18 protein-coding genes, 1 tRNA gene and 2 pseudogenes are annotated in these 21,122 nt (G+C 50.2%); 11 read left to right on the top strand and 10 right to left on the bottom strand.

Annotated features, from left to right (window positions below):
- Positions 1 to 23: 23 nt before the first annotated feature.
- Together argF and argL are read right to left on the bottom strand one after the other, a co-directional pair.
- Positions 24 to 1,028, bottom strand: coding sequence for an ornithine carbamoyltransferase (gene argF, locus ACT3IC_RS07045; RefSeq protein ID WP_473476908.1), 1,005 nt, complete (start codon positions 1,026 to 1,028; stop codon positions 24 to 26).
- On the bottom strand, positions 998 to 1,303 hold the full coding sequence (gene argL / locus ACT3IC_RS07040; protein WP_473476905.1) for a putative translational regulatory protein ArgL: 306 nt from the start codon (positions 1,301 to 1,303) through the stop codon (positions 998 to 1,000). The genes argF and argL overlap by 31 nt, the downstream gene beginning before the upstream one ends.
- Here argL and rraB point away from each other — a divergent pair.
- From rraB to ACT3IC_RS07015, 5 genes are all read left to right on the top strand, one after another.
- A complete protein-coding gene (gene rraB, locus ACT3IC_RS07035; protein WP_103178050.1) occupies positions 1,193 to 1,615 on the top strand; it encodes a ribonuclease E inhibitor RraB in 423 nt (140 codons plus the stop codon). The two genes, argL and rraB, sit on opposite strands and share 111 nt — an antisense overlap.
- Positions 1,616 to 1,657: 42 nt before the next feature.
- Positions 1,658 to 2,416, top strand: a complete 759-nt coding sequence (gene miaE, locus ACT3IC_RS07030; RefSeq protein WP_473476900.1) for a tRNA isopentenyl-2-thiomethyl-A-37 hydroxylase MiaE — start codon at positions 1,658 to 1,660, stop codon at positions 2,414 to 2,416.
- A 34-nt stretch (positions 2,417 to 2,450) separates the two neighbouring features.
- Positions 2,451 to 3,182, top strand: a complete 732-nt coding sequence (locus tag ACT3IC_RS07025) for a topoisomerase II (protein ID WP_473476897.1) — start codon at positions 2,451 to 2,453, stop codon at positions 3,180 to 3,182.
- A gap of 104 nt (positions 3,183 to 3,286) precedes the next feature.
- Positions 3,287 to 3,371 (top strand) — tRNA-Leu (locus tag ACT3IC_RS07020).
- Between the two features lie 198 nt (positions 3,372 to 3,569).
- The gene (locus ACT3IC_RS07015; RefSeq protein WP_473476894.1) at positions 3,570 to 4,835 is read left to right on the top strand and encodes a tyrosine-type recombinase/integrase; all 1,266 of its coding nucleotides are present in this window, start codon (positions 3,570 to 3,572) and stop codon (positions 4,833 to 4,835) included.
- 309 nt (positions 4,836 to 5,144) lie between these two features.
- Here the strand turns inward: ACT3IC_RS07015 and ACT3IC_RS07010 are convergent, their stop codons facing one another.
- Genes ACT3IC_RS07010 through ACT3IC_RS07000 form a run of 3 tightly spaced genes read right to left on the bottom strand, consistent with a single transcriptional unit; the run spans position 5,145 to position 11,129 of the window.
- Complete coding sequence (locus ACT3IC_RS07010; RefSeq protein WP_473476891.1) at positions 5,145 to 6,410, bottom strand: restriction endonuclease subunit S; 1,266 nt, start codon at positions 6,408 to 6,410, stop codon at positions 5,145 to 5,147.
- Positions 6,403 to 8,037: an HsdM family class I SAM-dependent methyltransferase gene (locus ACT3IC_RS07005; RefSeq protein ID WP_473476888.1), complete on the bottom strand. Its 1,635-nt coding sequence runs from the start codon at positions 8,035 to 8,037 to the stop codon at positions 6,403 to 6,405. Before ACT3IC_RS07005 ends, ACT3IC_RS07010 begins: the two co-directional genes overlap by 8 nt.
- Positions 8,031 to 11,129, bottom strand: coding sequence for a type I restriction endonuclease subunit R (locus ACT3IC_RS07000; RefSeq protein WP_473476885.1), 3,099 nt, complete (start codon positions 11,127 to 11,129; stop codon positions 8,031 to 8,033). The genes ACT3IC_RS07005 and ACT3IC_RS07000 overlap by 7 nt, the downstream gene beginning before the upstream one ends.
- 482 nt (positions 11,130 to 11,611) lie before the next feature.
- On the opposite strand from ACT3IC_RS07000, the pseudogene ACT3IC_RS06995 reads away from it, so the two are divergent.
- From ACT3IC_RS06995 to ACT3IC_RS06985, 3 genes and pseudogenes are all read left to right on the top strand, one after another.
- A pseudogene (locus tag ACT3IC_RS06995) lies at positions 11,612 to 11,803 on the top strand (DUF987 family protein).
- 25 nt (positions 11,804 to 11,828) lie between these two features.
- Positions 11,829 to 12,167: pseudogene (locus tag ACT3IC_RS06990) on the top strand (type IV toxin-antitoxin system YeeU family antitoxin).
- A 336-nt stretch (positions 12,168 to 12,503) separates the two neighbouring features.
- Positions 12,504 to 13,571 (top strand): beta family protein, encoded by a 1,068-nt coding sequence (locus tag ACT3IC_RS06985; protein ID WP_473476881.1) that lies wholly within the window; start codon positions 12,504 to 12,506, stop codon positions 13,569 to 13,571.
- On the opposite strand, the gene ACT3IC_RS06980 is transcribed toward ACT3IC_RS06985, so the two are convergent.
- Both ACT3IC_RS06980 and ACT3IC_RS06975 read right to left on the bottom strand, forming a co-directional pair.
- Positions 13,561 to 14,133: a sce7726 family protein gene (locus ACT3IC_RS06980; RefSeq protein WP_473476878.1), complete on the bottom strand. Its 573-nt coding sequence runs from the start codon at positions 14,131 to 14,133 to the stop codon at positions 13,561 to 13,563. The genes ACT3IC_RS06985 and ACT3IC_RS06980 overlap by 11 nt on opposite strands.
- Before the next feature lie 377 nt (positions 14,134 to 14,510).
- Positions 14,511 to 15,383, bottom strand: a complete 873-nt coding sequence (locus tag ACT3IC_RS06975; protein WP_473478887.1) for a phosphorothioated DNA-binding restriction endonuclease — start codon at positions 15,381 to 15,383, stop codon at positions 14,511 to 14,513.
- Positions 15,384 to 15,910: 527 nt separating this feature from the next.
- Here ACT3IC_RS06975 and ACT3IC_RS06970 point away from each other — a divergent pair.
- Positions 15,911 to 17,581: a DnaJ-like cysteine-rich domain-containing protein gene (locus ACT3IC_RS06970; protein WP_473476875.1), complete on the top strand. Its 1,671-nt coding sequence runs from the start codon at positions 15,911 to 15,913 to the stop codon at positions 17,579 to 17,581.
- Positions 17,582 to 17,656: 75 nt separating this feature from the next.
- Here the strand turns inward: ACT3IC_RS06970 and symE are convergent, their stop codons facing one another.
- On the bottom strand, positions 17,657 to 17,989 hold the full coding sequence (gene symE, locus ACT3IC_RS06965; protein WP_473476873.1) for an endoribonuclease SymE: 333 nt from the start codon (positions 17,987 to 17,989) through the stop codon (positions 17,657 to 17,659).
- Between the two features lie 219 nt (positions 17,990 to 18,208).
- Between symE and ACT3IC_RS06960 the strand changes: the two genes are divergently transcribed.
- Complete coding sequence (locus tag ACT3IC_RS06960; RefSeq protein ID WP_473476870.1) at positions 18,209 to 18,541, top strand: DUF1493 family protein; 333 nt, start codon at positions 18,209 to 18,211, stop codon at positions 18,539 to 18,541.
- Positions 18,542 to 18,691: 150 nt separating this feature from the next.
- Entirely contained in the window at positions 18,692 to 19,030 is a 339-nt protein-coding gene (locus ACT3IC_RS06955; protein ID WP_473476867.1) for a helix-turn-helix domain-containing protein, read from the top strand.
- 92 nt (positions 19,031 to 19,122) lie between these two features.
- On the opposite strand, the gene csiR is transcribed toward ACT3IC_RS06955, so the two are convergent.
- Together csiR and gabT are read right to left on the bottom strand one after the other, a co-directional pair.
- The gene (gene csiR / locus ACT3IC_RS06950; RefSeq protein ID WP_473476864.1) at positions 19,123 to 19,791 is read right to left on the bottom strand and encodes a DNA-binding transcriptional regulator CsiR; all 669 of its coding nucleotides are present in this window, start codon (positions 19,789 to 19,791) and stop codon (positions 19,123 to 19,125) included.
- A 45-nt stretch (positions 19,792 to 19,836) separates the two neighbouring features.
- On the bottom strand, positions 19,837 to 21,120 hold the full coding sequence (gene gabT, locus ACT3IC_RS06945) for a 4-aminobutyrate--2-oxoglutarate transaminase (protein WP_473476862.1): 1,284 nt from the start codon (positions 21,118 to 21,120) through the stop codon (positions 19,837 to 19,839).
- Positions 21,121 to 21,122 lie beyond the last annotated feature (2 nt).

Raw genomic sequence — 21,122 nt, 5'->3', positions numbered from 1 at the left:
CTCCCGTTATTTAAACGCAGACGTTATTCACCCAGGGTCGCGACCATCACCGCTTTAATGGTATGCATCCGGTTTTCTGCCTGGTCAAATACAATACTTGCCGCCGATTCAAATACCTCGTCCGTCACTTCCATCCCGCCTTGCAGATCGAACTCTTTTGCCATCTGCTGACCCAGCGTGGTCTGATCGTCGTGGAACGCCGGCAGACAGTGCAGGAACTTCACATTCGGGTTACCCGTCAGCGCCATCATCTGCGCATTCACCTGATAGCCACGCAGCAGGGCGATACGCTCGGCCCACTTCTCTTTGGCTTCGCCCATCGACACCCACACGTCGGTGTAGATAAAGTCTGCACCCTTCACCCCCGCCGCGACATCTTCGGTGAGAGTGATTTTGCCGCCGTGCTTTTCTGCCAGCGCGCTGCACTCCGCCACCAGGCTCTCTTCCGGCCAGCAGGCTTTGGGGGCCACCAGACGCAGATCCAGCCCGGTCAGCGCGGCTGCTTCCAGCATCGAGTTACCCATGTTGTTACGCGCATCGCCGGTATAGACCAGCACCATCTCGTTGAACGCCTTGCCCGGCAGATGCTCCTGCATGGTGAGCAGGTCCGCCAGCAGCTGGGTGGGATGGAACTCGTTGGTCAGCCCGTTCCACACCGGCACCCCGGCAAATTCCGCCAGGGTTTCAACAACCTCCTGGCCGTGGCCGCGATACTGAATGCCGTCGTACATCCGGCCCAGCACCCGCGCGGTATCTTTAATTGACTCTTTATGCCCAATCTGGCTGCCGCTCGGCCCGAGATAAGTAACGCGAGCGCCCTGGTCAAATGCGGCAACTTCGAAAGAGCATCGGGTACGGGTCGAGTCTTTTTCGAAGATGAGCGCGATGTTTTTGCCAGTAAGTTTCTGTACTTCAGCCCCTTTTTTCTTATCGGACTTCAGCTGTGCTGACAGGGCAAGCAGGGAGGTGAGCTGTGCAGGGGTAAAATCGAGCAATTTCAGGAAATGTTTTTTATACAGTTCAGACATTTTATCCTCACATGGCAAAGGCCACTTATTGAATTAAAATTCACTTTATCTGTATCAATATTCACTTGCAACCCCGTTGCACAAATCTTTCTTACAAAGGTGGAGGCAAACACATCCGTGTGTGAAAATAGAAGTATCTGCCGCACTTTAAAGAGGAACGAGCCATGGCAAACCCAGAACTGCTGGAAGAACAGCGCGAAGAGACGCGACTGATTATTGAAGAACTGCTGGAAGACGGCAGCGATCCGGATGCGCTCTACACCATCGAACACCATTTCTCTGCGGATGATTTCGAAGCGCTGGAGAAACTGGCGGTGGAAGCGTTCCGTCTGGGTTATGAAGTGACCGAGCCGGAAGAGCTGGAAGTGGAAGAGGGCGACACCGTCATCTGCTGCGATATCCTGAGCGAAGGCGCGCTGAAGGCAGAGCTGATCGACGCCCAGGTTGAACAGCTGATGAACCTGGCCGAGAAGTTTGAAGTGGAATATGACGGCTGGGGCACCTACTTCGAAGATCCGAACGGCGAAGAGGGTGACGAAGACGACGAAGATTTCATCGACGAAGATGACGACGGCGTGCGTCACTAAGTGTTATTTGCGGCAGCTTCGGCTGCCGCTTCAGGAAAAATAATGGATTACCCGCAGATACTTGCCCCTGTTTTAAACTTCCTCCAGTGCCCGACCCCGCAAGCATGGATTGATAAAGCCCGCGACCCGGCGAACCTGCCGGTGCTGCTCACCGACCATATGGTGTGCGAGCTCAAAGCCGCCCAGACCGCGCTGTTATTAGTGCGCAAATACGTCGCCGACGAGAGCGGTGCCGACGCGCTGCTCGAGTGGCTCAAGCCCTACGAAGCTTTTACCTTCCGCGAAGGCCCGGAACCGGACTTTGTCGGCCTGCACAAGCAGATTGGCAAAAGCGTGATGCCCAAAACCGACGACCCCTGGGGTCAGGCGCTCATCGACAGCATGGTGCTGCTGATCAAAGAGGAGCTGCACCACTTCTGGCAGGTGCGCGAGGCGATGCTGGCCCGCAACATCCCCTACGTCAAAATCACCGCCAGCCGCTACGCCAAAGGGATGCTGAAAGCCGTGCGCACCCACGAGCCGCTGACGCTGATCGACAAGCTCATCTGCGGTGCCTATATCGAAGCGCGCTCCTGCGAACGTTTCGCCGCGCTGGCACCCTTCCTCGACGACGATCTGCAGAAGTTTTACCTGTCGCTGCTGCGCTCTGAAGCGCGGCATTATCAGGACTATCTGACCCTTGCCCAACAGGTCAGCGACGAGGATATCTCTTCCCGGATACAGCTTTTTGGTGAAATTGAAGCCACACTTATCTCAACACCGGATAACGAGTTTCGCTTCCATAGCGGCGTGCCGGTGTAAACCGGCATAGCTAAAGGATTAAGGATGCGTAACGATGAGAAGAGCGTGGACACCTATAGTCGCAGTGGCAGTTATCTCCGCAGCAGTAGCCTTCTGGGTTTATTACGACAAGCAACGCCTGCAGAACACCCCCGAACACCGGCTTGATACCACCCTTAACGCCATGCCCGCCTGGCAGGTGCTAAAAGAGCAGGACCCCCGATTTGTGACACGTATTCGCGAGCAGATCCTCACTATGCAAAAGGCGGGCGATTCTGAGCAGGACATTATCGACGTGGTCCAGCCGCAGATCCTGAGCCTGCAGATGTCGCGCCTGCAATACGCCCCCGACGCGAATGCGGTGGCGTATATGAAGATCAACATGGAGCAGACGGCCGCCATTCAGAAGGTGAGTGACGACGCCTGTTTTCGTTTCCTGTTCCCGGGCGTGAAGGGGGGTATCAACCCGATGCGGGTGCTGGATAAAGACCTGATGCAGCGCCGCATGCAGGCCGACGCCGACATGATGCGCGCGGGCTGGAGTAACGATCGCCACACCGTTTCCCCGGAAGAACACGCCGCCGCGGTGGAGGATGTGCGGCCGATTATGCAGGAACTCACTGTTCAATACGGCAAGGATATCCAGCTGCTGGTGATGCCGGAGAACGCGGTGGGCAAAGAGAAGCTTACCTGCGAGATGGTGCAGGCGATGTGGGGCAAGGTGCTGAAGCTGCCGGAACAGAAGGCAGCGAGGGTGATTCGAATGGCGGTGACGGAGCTGGATTGACGGAGGCGCTGGTTTTTTGGGCACTTAACGCGGTTTAGCGCGTCGCCGCTTGCATGGCGGCGCGCGACAGGTATAATCCACAACGTTTCCGCATCCCCTTCAGTGCCGAAGTGGCGAAATCGGTAGACGCAGTTGATTCAAAATCAACCGTAGAAATACGTGCCGGTTCGAGTCCGGCCTTCGGCACCATCGGAACATCAATAGACGTCAACGGACGTCTTTTTTTGTGCCTGAAATCCAGTATCCGCAAGGCTCTCCTCGCTTTTTCACTCAACCTAAGTCAACCTGATTCAATCTACATCAACTTACTGATGCGGGTACAACTGCGGGTATATCCCGGTTCGATAATGTTTGTACCCACACAGAACCCTTGAAAGGATACTCATCATGGCTCTGAGTGATGTGAAGGTTCGTTCGGCTAAGCCGGAAGCAAAAGCCTACAAACTGACTGACGGTGATGGCATGGTTTTGCTGGTTCACCCTAACGGCTCCAAATACTGGCGACTGCGTTATCGCTTTGGCGGTAAGGAGAAGATGCTGGCCCTGGGGAAATATCCTGAAGTGTCGCTGGCGGATGCCCGGGCACGCAGGGATGAGGCCCGTAAACTATTAGCTAATGGCGTCGATCCTAGTGAGAACAAGAAAGCCGTTAAGGTAGAGCAGGAACAAGAAGCGATAACGTTTGAAGTGATAGCCAGAGAGTGGCACGCCAGCAATCAGAAATGGTCTGCATCGCACAGTGCCCGTGTTTTGAAAAGCCTTGAAGATAATCTCTTTGCTGCTATCGGTAAGCGGAACATTGCGGAACTGAAGACACGAGATTTGCTTGTACCCATTAAGGCTGTGGAATCATCTGGACGACTCGAAGTTGCGGCTCGTTTGCAACAGCGAACTACTGCGATTATGCGGTTTGCCGTTCAGAGCGGCTTAATCGATTACAACCCAGCACAAGAGATTGCCGGTGCAGTTGCTACGGCGAAAAGACAGCACCGTGCTGCTCTGGAGCTTAACCGCATTCCTGAATTGCTTCACCGCATTGATCACTATTCCGGCAGGCCTTTAACTCGATTAGCTGTCGAACTTACTTTATTAGTATTTATCCGCTCAAGTGAACTACGTTTTGCACGCTGGTCAGAAGTGGATTTTGAAACGGCTATATGGACGATTCCAGGAGAGCGTGCACCGTTGGACGGTGTTAAACATTCGCAGCGTGGTTCAAAGATGCGGACGCCTCATCTTGTTCCCCTGTCACGTCAGGCCTTAGCTATTTTGGAAAAGATCAAGAGCATGAATGGGAATCGAGAGCTGATTTTTGTGGGTGATCACGATCCGCGTAAGCCTATGAGTGAGAACACGGTGAACAAGGCTTTGCGAGTGATGGGCTATGATACAAAAACGGAAGTATGTGGGCATGGTTTCAGGACGATGGCTTGTAGTTCACTGATTGAGTCAGGATTGTGGTCGAGGGATGCAGTGGAGCGGCAGATGAGCCATCAGGAGCGTAGTTCTGTTCGGGCAGCTTACATCCATAAGGCGGAGCATCTGGGGGAGCGTAGATTGATGTTGCAGTGGTGGGCGGATTATCTGGATGCGAATATGCAAGAAGGTATCTCTCCCTTTGACTATGCCAAAACTAACAATCCATTGAGATAAGTTGGAACGAACCACTTCATCAATATTCATTTTAAATAAGACAATTCCAGCAAGGAGCAAAAATATACCCTAAATCGCTGGGAGATTCTCAATAATGCATATTCCGGCGATTTACTGAACTGGATTGACTGTCTAATCATAGTGAAAATTCAGATCTTTTATGACAATTATAGGTTGATTAGGTGTTGTAATAATTAATACCAGTAAAATTGAAATATACCACATCCATTAATGGATGGCATGGTATTTGGATACAGTGAGCGAGGCGCAGTCCAGATCAGTACTGTGCCCCGAAAAACACGCAGGGGATTATTTAGCCATGATCTGTCCGTTCATAAGCAGAGGGAGGAGCCAGTCGCGGAGTGCAGTGAGTTGCTGATTTTCCTGTTCAAGTTTGTCCTGACGGGAAAATATTTCAGCCACCGGTTTTGTAAAATTATCAGCAATAGGAAATGCCGGAAGCATAACCTCGATACTCTTCAAAACAGCGCCAGAAACTTCTTTAAACGTTGATCCCGAGGCATTTTTCATGATAACGGGTAGGCTATTTTTCACCGCATAGTACACATATTCCGTTGAGTAATTTTTTGACGGAATAAAGGATTTGAAACCCTGATTTGTAGTCAATTCATTTCGTGCGATCGCCATATAGCCAATTGGTGCTCGTGAACTTAATAACACAGTTCCGGCAGGGTAAGTCTTTAGTGATGCACTTTTAATCCCTTCAACAGAAACGTCCTGAGCACCACGAGAGATAAATTTATTGTTCTGATAGTCAGACAAATCGTTTGGTGTGATCCACGGAGTACCATTTGTTGTAAAATTCTCTGGTCTACTGGTAGTGGGAGTACTGCCACCCACAATCTGGCCTAAATCCTCTAATGTTCCAGATGCCCACCCCGCCGGAATTTCCCGTTTCAGCATAGCGTTATACTCCATCTTCCCGCCGGAGGTTTTATACGGTTTTCCGTTGGCATCAGGGAAATCAAACTGTACAAACCAGTAGTCATACAGCGTTTTCGCCATCGCTTCCAGTTCGGCGTTGATGCGGTTGTTGATGGAGATTTTTTCGTCAATGGATGACAATACATCGACTATTGATTTCTGAATCTCTATTGAATAATGTGGAATCATGACATTACCAAGAATATCTTGATTCAAATTATTAATATTTGTCCCCGCCACACCCGTGATAGCAGATTTAAAAAAATTAGTTCGTGTATAGTAAGCCAAAAACAGGGGGAGAAAATCATCTTTTTTTAATCTGGCTCGAATGCAGAAACCAGAGTACAGCGATTTTTCATTACGATCTATATAAAGGCTTCGCCCTACTAAGGATTTATTACCGTTAGAACGGACAAAAATAATATCGCCTGACTCAAGGTAGTCTTCCTTTCTGGCAACTCCTGATGGATTAATTTCACCCAATAATTCCCATTGAGGAGTGAAATTATCTTTGAAATCAGCGACACCAATGAACTTGCACCCTTTACCGTGGCTATCTTTGCTGAAATTTAAACCATTACGAAATTCGGCTACATCACCATATTTCAGAAAAGAAACAGCATTACTCATATTTCAGCCCCGCCATCTGCTTCTTAATCTCCGCTTCCAGTTCGCGCGACTGGCTAAACAAACTTTCCAGATTCTCCGTAAACCCTTTCATCTTCACGGCAAACTGTTCCGGCGTCATAACGGTGTATTCAATTTTCACATCAAAATACTGCCCGGCGCTGAACGAATAATTTTTCGCGGTGATCTCGTCATAACTGACCACCACTGAGAAATCCTCTTCGCTCCACTTATTGTTGAACGCTTCGCAGATACGCTGCTCTTCTTCTTCCGTCAGCACCGTTTTCTGGTTTTTGCCGTCTTTGACCTTTTCACCTAAATTCGAGGCGTCGATCAGCACCACTTTCTCTTTGTTGCTGGCGTCAATAAACAGGATCGACACGTTGGTGCCGGTAGTAGCGAAGATATTGGACGGCATGGAGACCACGCCCGCCAGCATCTTATTTTTCACCAGATGTTCGCGAATCCCTTTATCAATACCCGACTGCGCGGTGATAAAGCCGGTCGGCACCACGACCGCCGCCTTGCCACCCGGTTTCAGCGAGAAAATGATGTGTTGCAGGAACAACTGGTAAATCGCCATTTTGTCTTTGGCGGCTTTGGGTACTTTCGGTATCCCGGCAAAGAAACGTTGCTGGTTTTCCTTACTGTCCAGCGCATCGCGGAAGTCGCTGAAATCCATCTTAAACGGTGGGTTTGAGACGATGTAGTCAAAGCGTTTCAGTGCGCTGCCGTCCTTGTGGAACGGATGCAGAATGGTATTACCCTGGATAACGTTGGGGATCGAATGCACCAGATTATTGAGGATCAGGTTCAGACGCAGCAGGCTGGAGGATTTCTGCGAGATATCCTGCGCAAAGATGCTGCAACGATCTTCTCCGATGGCATGCGCCACGTTCATCAGCAGCGTGCCGGAACCGGCGGACGGATCGTAACAGCTCACGTTACGCACCACGCCCTGCTGCGCTTTTGGCACCAGGATTTCCGCCATGATGCGCGCCACGGCGTGGGGGGTGTAGTATTCCGCGTATTTACCGCCGGAGTTGCTGTTGTAGTCTTTGATCAGGTATTCAAAGATGGTGGCGTAGAAGTCGAATTTTTGCGTGAAGATGCGTTCAAAGCTGAAATCGGCAAGTTTGTTGATAATGGCGCGGCAGAAGTCGTCGCGCTTTGATTCGTCGGCGATGTACTGGCTGAGGCGTTCAAACAGCACCACTTTCGCGCCGCCGTCGGTTTTGACCGCGAAGACGTCGTTGTTGGTGGCGGCGATGTCCATCAGGGTGTCGTCAAAGGTGGTGGCGAAACTGGCCTCATTTTGACGGTTGTATAAATACTGAATGAAGTGATGCGGTTTCAGACGGGCTGTGTCGGCGCTCATCTTCAGTTGCAGCTTGTCACGCTGTTCCTCACTCATCTGATTAAGCGCGACTTCCCATTTTTCGGCGCTGGCGATGCTTTTATCTACCTTTTTGGCTTCAAAGGCGAATTTGTCGTTCAGGAATTTGTACAGGAATGCCTGCGTGATGATTTTGAATTCGTTACCGTCGTTACCCAGACCGTAGTTCGCACAGATGCTTTTTAGGCTGTCGATCAGGGTTTTGGTTTTGTCTCTAAATTCCAGTTCTACCACGTACGTGCTCCGGTATTAAATTCGTTCAGATATTCCGCCACAATTAGGCGGTTAATGTCGCCAGCCGCTTTCGCACTGAGAGTGATGTTCTGCTGTTGTTCAAAGTGGTCAAGTACACATGACACAATCTGGCGCTCAAAGTAGCTTTCATTGTTCAGTATCTGACTGTTGTTCAGCACTTTTTCATCCGCATCCAGCTTAACGCCAAGCAGTGCTTCGAAGATTTTACGCTCTGGTTCGCTCAGGCCGCCGCGCTCGCGCAGGCGTTTGTGGGTACGCGCGTATTTCACGTCGCCCCGGTATTTCTGGCGCAGCAGGTTGTTCTGGCGGTTCAGCTCTTTGATGCGGTCATGAATTTTATTGAGTGTGCCGATATTCGCAACCATTTCTTCCTGGGTGACTTCGCTGAGTTTCTTTTTCTTAAACAGTCGCTCCAGTTCGTCTTTCAGGCTGACGAACTGCGGGTCCTGCTGGTCGAAGTTGGCGGCCAGCGCTTCACGGGTACGGCGCAGCGTCTCTTTCAATTCGTCAGCCAGCACCAGTTCTTCTTCGCCCACTTTGTGGAATTCAAAGATCACCTCTTCCAGCGCACGGTTCAACAGACCGGAGAGGTCAACACCCTGCTCCAGATCCGCCTTCAGGTTGAGTAAGTCGAGGCGGTGGCTGGCTTCGCGGTAGAGGATGTTGAGTTTGTTGAAGTCCAGCGCCTGGAGAAACTCAGTGTTGCCCTGGAGGCGGATCAGGTTGTACAGGCTGCGGGCATCGGCCAGCGCGTTTTTTAGCGCCAGCGCGGTTTCCCGGTCCTGGATCTGGTTTATCTGGTCAGTGAAAATTTCTGCGTTTTCCGTATCGAAACTGAACAAAACATCTTTAATGTGTTCTATTTCTTCGCGGATCTCTTCCGCCGATTTAAACAGGCGGGAATAGTGCTCCATTTCGTCGCCCAGTTCGGCCTGTAGCTCTTCGAAGTAGGCTTTGTTGGTGGCGTCAAATTCCTGGCGGATATCGGCGAAGTCCACCACGTAGCCGTAGCGGAAGTGGTTGTAGGTTCGGTTGACGCGGGTCAGCGCTTGGAGCAGGTTGTGCTTTCTGATCACCCGCCCGAGGTAGAGTTTTTTCAGCCGTTTGGCATCAAAGCCGGTGAGCAGCATATTGTAGACGAACAGCAGGTCAATCTCACCCGCCTTGAATTGTTCCACCCATTCTTTACGTTCCTGCTTGCTGCCGATGTCGTGCAGGATCAGAGCGGCGCGTTTGATTTTCCGTGTTTCTTTGGCGTGGATCTGGTAAACGGCAGCGGGTTCTGCGGCCTGTAATATAGACATTTCGTCGGTAACTTCATCGGCAACGGTGGGCGATTCGGCGTAGTCGGCGTTGAACAATTCAAACATCTGTTTGGCCTGTTCAGAGCTGTCACATATCACCATGCCGCCGATGGTGCCATCATTCAGCGCGCCCCGGCTTTTGGCAAAGTCGGTGATGATGTAGTCCAGCATCGGTTTGACGAAGCTGGGATGGGCGTAGATGTATTTGCGATCTACATCGCCCATTCTGACTTCTACGTCTTTTAGCGCCTGTTGCAGGATCATCCGGTAGTTGGTGGCGATCTCTTCACGGATCAGGCGCAGCGTGTAGCCGTCGGCAATGGAGGCGTTGTAGTAGTATTTGTGGATGTAGTCGCCGAAGAGGTCGCGGGAGTTGTAGTCCGTTCCCAGCAGAGGTGTACCGGTCAGGCCAATTTTGATGGCGTTGGTGTCCGACTGGCTTAAGTTCGCCAGGAAGCTCCCTTTGGGGTTGTAGCTGCGGTGGACTTCATCGAGGAAATACACGCGCTGGATGTTGATGTCGTAGTCTTTGATGGTGACGACGTCCGGGTCATCGTGGAATTTCTGGATGTTGACGACGGTGATTTCCGCTTTGCCGTGGTGATTGTGCAGCGCCTGCGCCGCTTTGATGTCGCGGGTGAAGGCTTCGCGTGAGTCAATAAGGTGAACAATTAAGCCACGGGCGGTGAACTCGCGCTGCGCCTGCTGGAGCAGATCCAGACGGTCAACAATAAAGTAGAATTTTGGGATCACCTGCTGGCTCTGGAAGTAATCCGTCAGGAAGCGCACGTTGTAGTAAGCCAGTGCGGTTTTTCCACTGCCCTGGGTGTGCCAGATAATGCCTTTTTTCACGCCAGCGTTCAGTTTGCGCTCGATTGCTTTGGTGGCGAAGAGCTGCGGGTAACGCATGATGTGCTTCTGGATGCCGCCCGGTTCGGCGACGTACACCAGCGCATAGCGCAGGATAAATGCCAGCCGATCGCGGCTCAACAGCGCGGTGCAAAGGCGGTTGGTCGGGCGGTTGTGATCTTTGTTAGTCTGAAATTCCGGGTTGGTACGAATGACTTCCAGGTTGTTGTCTTTCAGAACGGCGATTTCGGTTTCTTCTGACAGCGGTTTCAGTAAGTTGGTCAGGTTGAAGAGTTCTTCTTCTCGGAAGTAGTTGAATACCGGGTTGCTGTATGAGCTGCTGGCGTAGAATGCCCCCTGAATCGGCTCCGGGTCACTGTCGTCATACTCCATGTTGTTGGAGAAGATCATGAACTGGGTGATATTGGCGAAGCGTTTGAATTTGGGGTTCTTAAAGCGTTCGTTGATGCGGTTGCGTTCTGCGACGATACCTTCGCGGTTGTTGGGCTTTTTCACTTCGATAAAGATCAGTGGCATGCCATTGATCAGCAGCGTGATGTCTGGGCGGAACTCTTCATCGCCGTTTTCGCAGGTCAGTTCGGTGACGACATGGAAGCTGTTGTTGTTGAAGTTATCGAAGTCTATCAGTTTGATGCCGGAACGGTCGCTGAGTTTTTCGAAGAAGGCGCGGCCCAGGTCGTCGTTGTCGAGAAGCAGCGTGAGATCTTTTAACTGGCGCCCGATGTCGTCGGGCGCAATTCCGGGGTTAATTCTGCCAACTGCAGCGGTGAAAAGGTCAGGAAAGATGTTGGTTTCTTTGTCCCAGTGTTGTTCTTTCAGAGACAGGTAGCGGTAGCCCAGCCGTATCAGGTGGAGGATGACGGGGATTTTTACCCGGGTATCTTCGGTGAATTTCATCGTGTTCCCTGTTTTGATTTTTATCACGTCTCAGACCATGCAGCGCCCCATAATCCCAGAACGGCTGGCAGTATAATGTATGTTCAATTGATATCTATGTTACACGTTCTCTGTTAACTGCCCGAGTACATTTGTCGCGCTTTACTCGAAATGATAACCGCCGCGCCAGACTTTGAAATTTTTCGTGAAAATCATGGATTCAGGAATAGTTGCAAAGTTGCGTATCCTGCTCTGGTGGATCATGTTTTCGCCTGGTATCACCATTCATGTCAGGCCAGAATATTCGGCTAAGGCAGAACAGTAGCCAGCTCTAGTTTTGCACCATTCGCTCAGATCACTGGTGAAATCACAGATGGCGCAGACTAAAGCTTTGCATGGCATAAACCACAAGTTCGATGTAACCATCCGGTTATTGGCTCAGAGGGCATTGTGTCATTCGCGGAGCGAAGCTGGATATGAAAATCATCAGTAAACGTTAGGTAATGACCCTGTACCGGCAATATCCTGGCTCCCGACTGTTTCGCTTCTGTACGGGCGAATAAATGGTCAGCTAATATCTGCCATTATCTGGCTGCGAGGTAGAAGATATATGCGGCGTTCTGGCTGAATTTGCTGAACGTCGTCAGGGCCGCAATGGTCTCTATGTCATTCTTCGAAGCGTTACTCTCAATTAATCCTTCTCTTTAATCAGAATCATTAATGAACAATCACTCCGGATCCGGTACCAAGCCGGAGAATCCCGGCTGCCAGCTGTGGGGACTAAAACGCACGATCACACCCTGTTTGGCGCTCGTCTGGTGCAGGAAAACAACCGCCTGCATTTTCTAACAGATTGAGCCGGGTTGAACGGTGCTTTCAGTGACAACGAGGCATGGCCTTTCCGTTGATACTCAAGCAACTGGAGCTGATACTCTCCAGCGGAGAATTCTCCCCCGGCATCAGCAATGCGTCACGCTATTTCACAAAGGGGTTACTTGTGAAGCCGACACACTTGGCAGTTGCGGTTACGTTTACATCCCTATTTATCCAACCCAGTAACTCCTTCTTTTCTTTTATCAGGACCTAACTTATGCACATTTCATCTGTGACGGCACTGTGCCTGTTTCATCATGCCCGCATCTCCCAGCAGGCGTGTAGGCTTGTCTTGATATACAGCTACTGCTTGATGCCTCAGGGGGACAGTTTCAATGAATGTATATAATGAGCATAGTTAATTACTAATCTCAAATCCCAGTTCAAAACTAATAGTCATTATCAAAATTTAGATGCGGTTCAATTTTTTATATTATTTTCATGAGCATACTGTTTAGACACCTAGTGCCATTCGCCCCATGTACTTGTAAAGTACTTTGATAAATCTGATAAGGAATGTTAATGAGTCTTCATCACTATTATCCCCAGTTAAAATGGAAACCTGCCGAATATGAATCTTTGATGCTGCTAGAGCAGACAACAATTGATGGTTTAACTCCAATTATCACAATGCCTGACATTGACTGGGATCATGAAAATGAATGCTATAAAAAAAACCTCAATACTTATTTGTCTAGCTTCGGATCTAACTTAGCATCTTCATGGTCAACGAGTCGCCCCATTTTTCTTGATTTGAAATACTTAGATGTGCACGGAACAAATCGCCATCATCCATTAGATATGTGTATTCAAGATGCAAGATCTTTTGGTAAAGAAATTATACCTGTCGTCTCGCCTGTATCGTCTCTAAATTACATTCATGCAGTGCAACGTAACTTAACAAACGGAATTGCAATTTCAATCACCCCGCAAACATGGCACCTCTTCGGTCAGTTGATTAGTCAGTTTAATCTTCATCCATCTTTTATTGATATAATTATTGATTTCGGTGATATTCAAAATGCGGATGATAATCTTAAACAATTAGCTTTGAATGTGTTTAATTTACTTGTTGGTCAAGCACATTGGAGATCGTTGATCATTTCATCTACAGCTTATCCAGCTTCTCAGGCAGGTATACCGCAGCAACAAATTCATTCTATTCCAAGGCACGAATACGATCTTTGGTCTTATGTTGTGCAGAATACAAACTTAAATAGAACACCAAGTTTTAGTGATTACCCTACCGCGAGTTCAACTATTACAAGTGTGGATCCTCGCTTTATGTCGCAATATGTGGCAGTGAGATATTCAAATGACACATCGTGGATCTTTGTCAAAGGAACAGCTGTAAAGGGAAATGGTTGGGGGCAAACTAAGAATCTTTGCGACATTTTAGTTAAATCACCCATTTATAGTGTCTATGGGCCGCAATTTAGTTGGGGAGATGATTACATCAACCAGAGAGCGCTTGGTATAAATAAGTCAGGTGGTTCGAAAGAATGGAGAAAAGTTGCACATACACACCATTTGAAGCTAGTCGTTACGCAACTAACTAGATTGGCTCAAAGTTTACCTGCTAGGCCTTAATTTTCCAGTCAACACGTTTTTTTAAGGCTGTTCTGACTTCATGCCTTAAATCATTAATTGGAATCTTTTCTGCAACTACATCCCATAGTTCAAAACGGGGCTTGCTTTTATAACCTTTAGAACAGCCCCATCGTTCAAGTATTTCAAGACACTCTTCTTTCCAAAGGAGTTGAGCAAGTATCAAAGAATTATGCTGACGGTTTAACTTTTCACCACGCGTATGTTTTATATGGATTGCACCTTTTGGTCCAACTGTAACTGTTTTTACCCCCCACCAATCAGGTATTAATGCCAAAGCTCCAGGCAAATGTTTTTCTGCTACAACAAGTGTAACTTTGTCCATAACAGATGAGTAATGTTTAATTTGAAACGGTAAACGTTCAAGAGAATCGCACTCACTCTTTAGCTCATAGCCATGCAAGATCCCATTGATTACAGCAATGTCTGCCCTACTAGCTCCAAGAGATATGGAAAACTCATCAACAACAAGACAGTCAGGGTCTGAATGTATACCTTTCAAGAGCTTACGATGGATGGCCGCTCTAACGTCTTGATCTTTCATGAATTTACCTCCCGAAATCTCCTAAAAATTATAGCGCACAGCATTCTACTGTATTTACAAAATTTGGCTAGGGCAATTCCACGTAGCAGAACTGGGCTATTCATTTTCCGAGGGTACTTGCTTCCTGTTAGGTCATGCAATCTCCCTCTGCTCATATCAGATCATGATACCGTTGTTGACAATGTAAAGGCAGTGGCTTAAATCTTGCTTTGATAGCCATATCGGTGTTCTACTGATACGACTTAATACCGAGTCGCAATGTCTGTTTTTATATGGATTTTAACTTGTGGGTACAAGTGCGGGAATAACTAATTATTCTTGTTTATAAACCACTTTGATATCAGTCTGTTGGGTGTAAAATTCGAATCCGGCTTTCCTCATTCTCTAAACACTTCTCGCCTATGCCATTCCACAAACCCCTCCCGTGGAAGATCCCCCTTCATCATCGGCAGTGCAATCTGCTTCCCAGCAAAATCCCAGAACAGTTTTCCAACGATCCCATTCCCATTCACTCCTTTCGACACCTTTATCCGCATCTCCTCATCCAACCCAATCGAGCCTTTATCAAACGCCTTATGGTGAATCGCACACAGCGCCAGCCCGTTCGAGACTTCACACGGCCCACCGTGCTGCTTCCATTTGATATGCGCAGCCTCAAGCGCAACGGAAGAATGATCGTGCCGCATGTTGAACCCACAGATCGCACATTGGTAGTTATAAGCACGGAGCACTTGCTGACGGAACTGAGGATCGCGAACCTTGCGGATCTGCCTGACATCAAAACCCATCTCGTCAGCGATCTCTTCCTGGATGCTTTCCGGAAAGTGGGCTTCCAGAATTTGTTGCGCCAGCGAACCGATAAGATTTTTGTTCTTACTCAGCAGCGCATAGTGTTGTTCATCAAACCCGCCCGCGACGTTATGTTTTACCAGCTCTCCAGCGGGTGGCTGCCTGCTGCTACCTGTCGTGGAGCAAAATTCGTCATTCCGTAGCTCCCAGAAGCCATCACCTTTAAGCCGCCAGAACGGCATATCAGGGCGGTACTGCGCGCGTTGCGGACCAAAACGTTCCAGCAGGCTATGCAGCTGATCGCGGATTTCTGTGCCGTAATCAAACAGACGAGCATGCCCCTGCTGATAGTTCGCCAGCACATAAAGCAGTAATAACGGCTTATGCGGCGCACGCTGATCGCCTTTGCGCCAGATAGTGATGTCGGCAATTGCCTGTTCAAGAGTTTTGCTGGAAGCCATCGCGTTACGCAAGAAGGTAAATAATTGCGATGATGCTCGCAAAACCTTACCCGATCAACCTACCAGCATCTCACAAGTAACAAAAAATCTGCCCATCGAGGCCTTCACATCAATTTTTATTCCGGTACTGAAGCCGGTTCCGTTCATCACTGGTCTTTCATGAGGAACGTCAGGATGGAGGTGAAATCCCCATAACCCGTCACTTAGCTTTCGGTAAATGCAGGATTATCAGTAGGCCTTATACAAAATTAGCAAACTTTTTAACCGCATCATGAGATAGCCGAAGGTATCAGAATTCAATTAAACTATTTAAAAGTAGGAGGCTTTTTTATCCTACCCAAACACCACACTAAATAAAAAATTAACTATTAACGCTAAACAAGTAATTACGTCAGGCTCATTACATCGCATTTTATATACGCCAAATACTCCACCATCACCCCCCAAACTCCGTTTATTAGTAGTTGCCTAACCTATGCAAAGCCATATCATTCTGCCGATAACAACTCTCAATTCAGGGAATAAAGATGAAAGACGCGTGGCTGGATACGTGCTCTACCACCATTCAAAACTTCGTGGAGCGTTCTACGAGGCTACAGCCAGATAATCTTGACCTGGAACTGGTCGAAAAAATTGATTTCGACTACCAGATTAACTTAAGTCTCCATTTTCGCATTGAGACGACAGATCACACGCAGGTAGGAAGAGTCAGTGCCGGGAACGGAACCCGCGTTTTTACCAGTACTTTCCAGTACGCCGAGGCGCTTCAGGCTGAAACCAGCGCGGTCTTGTCCCGGGCAGAAACACTGCGTGAAGCTCAGGCGCTGGTGCTTTCCCAGCCTTACGGGGCACTTGAAAAAGAGCAAGAAATCTATTCCCACCCAACGCGTCTCTGTTTAACTGAAAACTGCACTAACTGTAATGGACGCGGGCAGGTCAACTGCTCCTGGTGCTATGGTACTGGACGCGTGAGCTGCACAACCTGTGGAGGAAGTGGGCAGGTACTGGAACAGCGCAGCCATTTCGATCACTACACCAATCAGTATCGCACGGAGAGCCATTACCGGATGTGCTCGACCTGCACAGGCGGCAGGGTGAACTGCAACCACTGTAGCGGCTCGGGAAACCAGCGCTGTTCACCCTGTGAAGGAACAGGCGAAACAACCCGCATTACCCGGCTTTCCAGCGTTGCCGTGCCCCAATACCAGCTGATCTACCATCGTGAGGATGTGCCGAGGTTCATTAAAGATGGCCTCTACAAAGCGGGCATCCCGGAACTGGCGAATTATGGTGCCGTTGAGCTGGCAGATTCCAGTATTGATGAGGGGTTGCGTAACGTTAATTTTATCTACAACGCCAGCGTACCCTTTGCCCGGTTTACGAGCCAGCTACGCCAGGCTCAGCTTGCTGCGCAGCCTGTTAACTGGATCGTTTACGGTCGTCGTCCGCAGATACTGGATGCGGGACATGTCGTTGAGTTGATGCTAAAAAACGATCTTAATGAGCTTGTCTATCGAACCACCAGAGGGAAACTGCTGAATCCGCTTGTTGCGACGTGCAGCCGTAAAACGGTGGCCACCTTTATGGAATCGGAAGCCCACCAGGAGATGCTGGATGCGAACCGCAAGGGTAAATCCGGGGATATGCTCCGCGAAGCGATGAATCGTGGGGTCACGACGACCTATATTGATGAAGCCCTGACCAGCCTGCAGGCTATTACGAAGGCTGTGCAAAACTGGTCGGTGGTGAAGTGGGCAATCTTCAGCGCTGTCATTATCTATCTGTTGATGCCGCTTTATACCGCTTATGGCGATATCTGGTTCAGCGACATTGCGACAGGACGGGTCTATCTTACGCCGTTCCTGCGCTGGGATAATCAGCATAATTTACTCGCATCCCTGGAGGTACTGGCGCGTTACTGCGGCCTGTTTATTGCCATCGCTGCCATTGTTATCTCTTTCCTGGGGTATTTATGGCGCAGGGGCTGGGTCCGCTGGCGAATGGGCCAGCATCTGGCTAAGTGGGCGGTTAATCAGAAGATTTTACGTAGCGGTTGGTTTGTGAGTCTTCTTCTCACCAGCCTGCTTACTGTTTGCCTGCTGCTGTTTTTCCCGATCTGGGTGACAAATGAGGGAGAACTCTTTGGGCAGTACTCCTTAATTGAATTACTTCGCTGGGTTGCTCAGTTCTTAAGATAATACATCCAGGGCTCCCGGTATGTTTTCAGGGAGCCTTTCGTTTTATCTGTCAGCCTTTTTTATTCATTCGCTGTATCAAGCCTTTCGCAGCTTCCCGGAGATCACTCCAACAAAGTCCATCACCTGCTGTTGCTTCTGGTCCGACAGTTGGCTCACCTCGCGCATCAGCGTCTCTATCTCAGGCTCTCCCTGCCGGGACGTCAGGATCATGCAGCCCTTCATCACCTTCACGTCCACCTTCGTTCCGGTGCTGAACCCCGCTTCATTGAGCCACAGGCCTTTCATGATAAACGCAGGGATGCGGGTGTAATCTCCATAGCGCGTCGCATAACATACGGTAAATACCCGGTCGTTAGCTTCAAATACTTCTGGTTGCAGTGATTCTGCAATACAATCGATATCAGTCATGGTTACTATTCTCTCTTAATAGTGATTGTGATGAGCGATACGGGCATGTTGGCGCATGCCCGTATTGCGTTAAATAACACCTGTAAATCTAACCAGTGAATAAAAATAAGTCCAGATTAATATAAAACGTAATAAGCGTTATTCGGCTGCTTTCGAATATCCATTAAATATATAAATTCGCTGTGATTTATAATTTTACGCATAAGGAAATGATAAGTTATGACCGGGAATATCGAACAACGTATCTATGCGCTTGCCAGACATTATAACGGCGTGTACCTCATCAATAACGAGAAAAACCAGGAATTACTCAATGCCAGTACAGACCTCGATACGGATATGTTGCTGGATGTCGACGAAGCAGAAGAACTCATGGAGGAATTTTTTAGAGAATTTAACGTTGATAGAGGAAGCTTTAATATAAAGATCTATTATCCCGACGAGTCTTTTTCCTGGAATCCATTCAAAAAATCCATGCCTATTCCTGTGCCCGATTTCACTATTGGCATGTTAATCGAATCAGCAAAAGCCGGGAAATGGTTGTACGACTAATTACAACCCACATTGTCGTTATTATGCGTTTCGACTAAAACCGCTTATGGGGCAAACCAAAGGTTACCGTGGAGGCTAAGAATTTTTAAAGTTCTATAAACGAGTTGTAATCATATCAAATGACCGGTTAATGAAACAAAGAGGCCTAAAATGGCAAAACCTTCCACCCGAACCTACTCTCGCTATAGCCGCGACGCTGCACGACTGCTGGGGTTAATGCTTCGTACTGCGCGTATTGAACGTCAACTTACCGTTGAAGAGCTGGCTGAGCGTGCGGGTGTTTCACGCGGGCTTGTTTATCGTGCTGAAGAGGGAGACATGGGGTGTGCAATTGGCGCGGTATTTGAACTGGCTACCATTTTAGGCGTTCCACTTTTTACCCCTGACCCGGCATCAATGGCATTACATACCGCAAACGCGGAGAAAACCTTATCGCTGATGCCGCGTTTAGTGCATCGTTCCAGAAAGGTGATAAATGATGACTTCTAAACAAACATGATCAGGCAAACGTGTGGATCTGGTTGCCTGGTGATTGGTGGGCAAAAAGGGAAAATCTGGATTTAGAGTCGACAGCAAAATCTTCAGCCCATCGCCCCCCGAATAATCGGAATCGGCGTCAACAAGTGCTGATACATCAGCTCCCCCGCCTTATCCGCATCCCGCGCCAGCACCGCGTCCATCAGCTTCTGATGCTCCACATGCTTCTCTTCCAGCATCGCAACAGACAAAACAGTCTTGCGCAGCCACACATACCGGTACCGCGCCGCCAGGTCGAACAGCCGCTCCCGCATCTGCATCAAATAGCGCGACCCACACCCGGCCACAATCGCAGTATGAAACGCCTGATGCCGCTGGTCCCACTCGTCCAGCATCGTCTCGCTGGCGTCGCGGGATTCCAGCTTGTTCAGCAGGTGTGCCCGGGCGAGCAGCTCCGCTTCCCACTCTTCGCCGCCGCGCTCGATGGCGAGGCGGACCAGCATCGCCTCCATGTTGGCGCGAGCATCAAAGATATCGAGCAGCTCCTGTTCGGACATGGGTGCCACCCGGTAGCCCTTCTGGTTAATGACCGTCACCAGCCCCTCGGCAACCAGCTGCGACAGCGCTTCGCGCAGCGGGCCGACGCCCAGCTCATACCGGGAGGTCAGCAGGCTCATGCGCAGCTTCTCATCCGGGTGATAAACGCCGCGGATGATATCGTTCTTCAGCCAGCGGTAGCCGTCGATGGCCGTCGCCTGGGAAATGATGGTCATGGTCCTGCTCCTTGAAGACTGCCCGGCCTGCACCGGGCATAAAGATTAACCCTGTTTCGCCTCGTCAAAACACTCGGCGATAATCGCCAGCCCCTGCTGAAGCTGCGCCTCTTCCACGGTCAGCGGTACCAGGATGCGCAGCACGTTATGGTACGGGCCGCAGGAGAGCAGGATCAACCCCTTGTCCCGCGCCCGGGCCACAATCTGCGCCGTCAGCGCAGCGTCCGGTTTATGGTGGTCGCCCTCTTCAAATAGCTCGATGGCGATCATCGCCCCCAGGCCGCGAACGTCGCCGATCTCCCGGTGTTTTTCAGCGATAGCCAGCAACCCTTCACGCAGGGTGTTGCCCAGCTTATTGGCTTTGCCCAGCAGATCTTCCTGCTCAAACACCTTCATCACCGCCAGCGCGGCGGCGCAGGCGATGGGGCTTCCGGCGTAGGTGCCGCCCAGCCCGCCCGGGGCAATGGCGTCCATCACCTCAGCGCGGCCGGTAACGCCCGCCAGCGGAAAGCCGCCGGCAATGGATTTGGCGAAGGTGGTGATATCCGCCGCCACGCCCATCTGCTCCATGGCGAAGAAGGTGCCGGTGCGGCCTGCGCCGCTCTGCACTTCATCGGCAATCAGCATGATGCCGTGCTCGTCGCACAAGGTGCGCAGGCGCTGCATAAAGGCAGGGGAGGCGGCATAGAAGCCGCCTTCACCCTGGACGGGTTCGATCACGATGGCGGCGATATCTTCCGGGGCGGCATCGTTCTTGAAGATGCGATGGATGCTGGCGATGGCGTCGTCATCGCTCACGCCGTGCAGGGCGCAGGGATAGAGGGCGCGGTAGACGTGGCCCGGCATCAGCCCCATGCCCGCCGAGTAAGGGTTCACTTTCCCGGTCAGCGACAGGGTGTAGTGGGTGCGGCCATGATAGGCCCCGGTAAAGGCGATGGTGCCGTTGCGCTTCGTGGCGGCGCGGGCGATTTTCACCGCGTTCTCCACCGCTTCGGAGCCGGTGGTCACCAGCAGGGTCTTTTTCGGGAAATCCCCCGGCACTTTCTGGTTCAGGGTTTCGCAAAGCTCCAGATAGGGTTCATAAGCCAGCACCTGGAAGCAGGTGTGCGACAGCTTTTTCAGCTGCGCTTCTACGGCGCTGACCACCTCCGGGTGCAGATGTCCGGTGTTCAGCACCGCAATCCCTCCGGCGAAATCAAGATACTCACGGCCTTCGACGTCCCACACCCGGCAGTTCTCGGCGCGGGCGGCAAAGATCGGGTGGATCTGGCCCACGCCGCGGGGGATGGCATTGCTACGACGCTGCATTAACGCTTTATTGCTGCTCATTG

This window comes from Leclercia sp. GHBNCSD (assembly GCF_055805075.1).
This window is presented reverse-complemented; position numbering and strand designations above follow the sequence as displayed.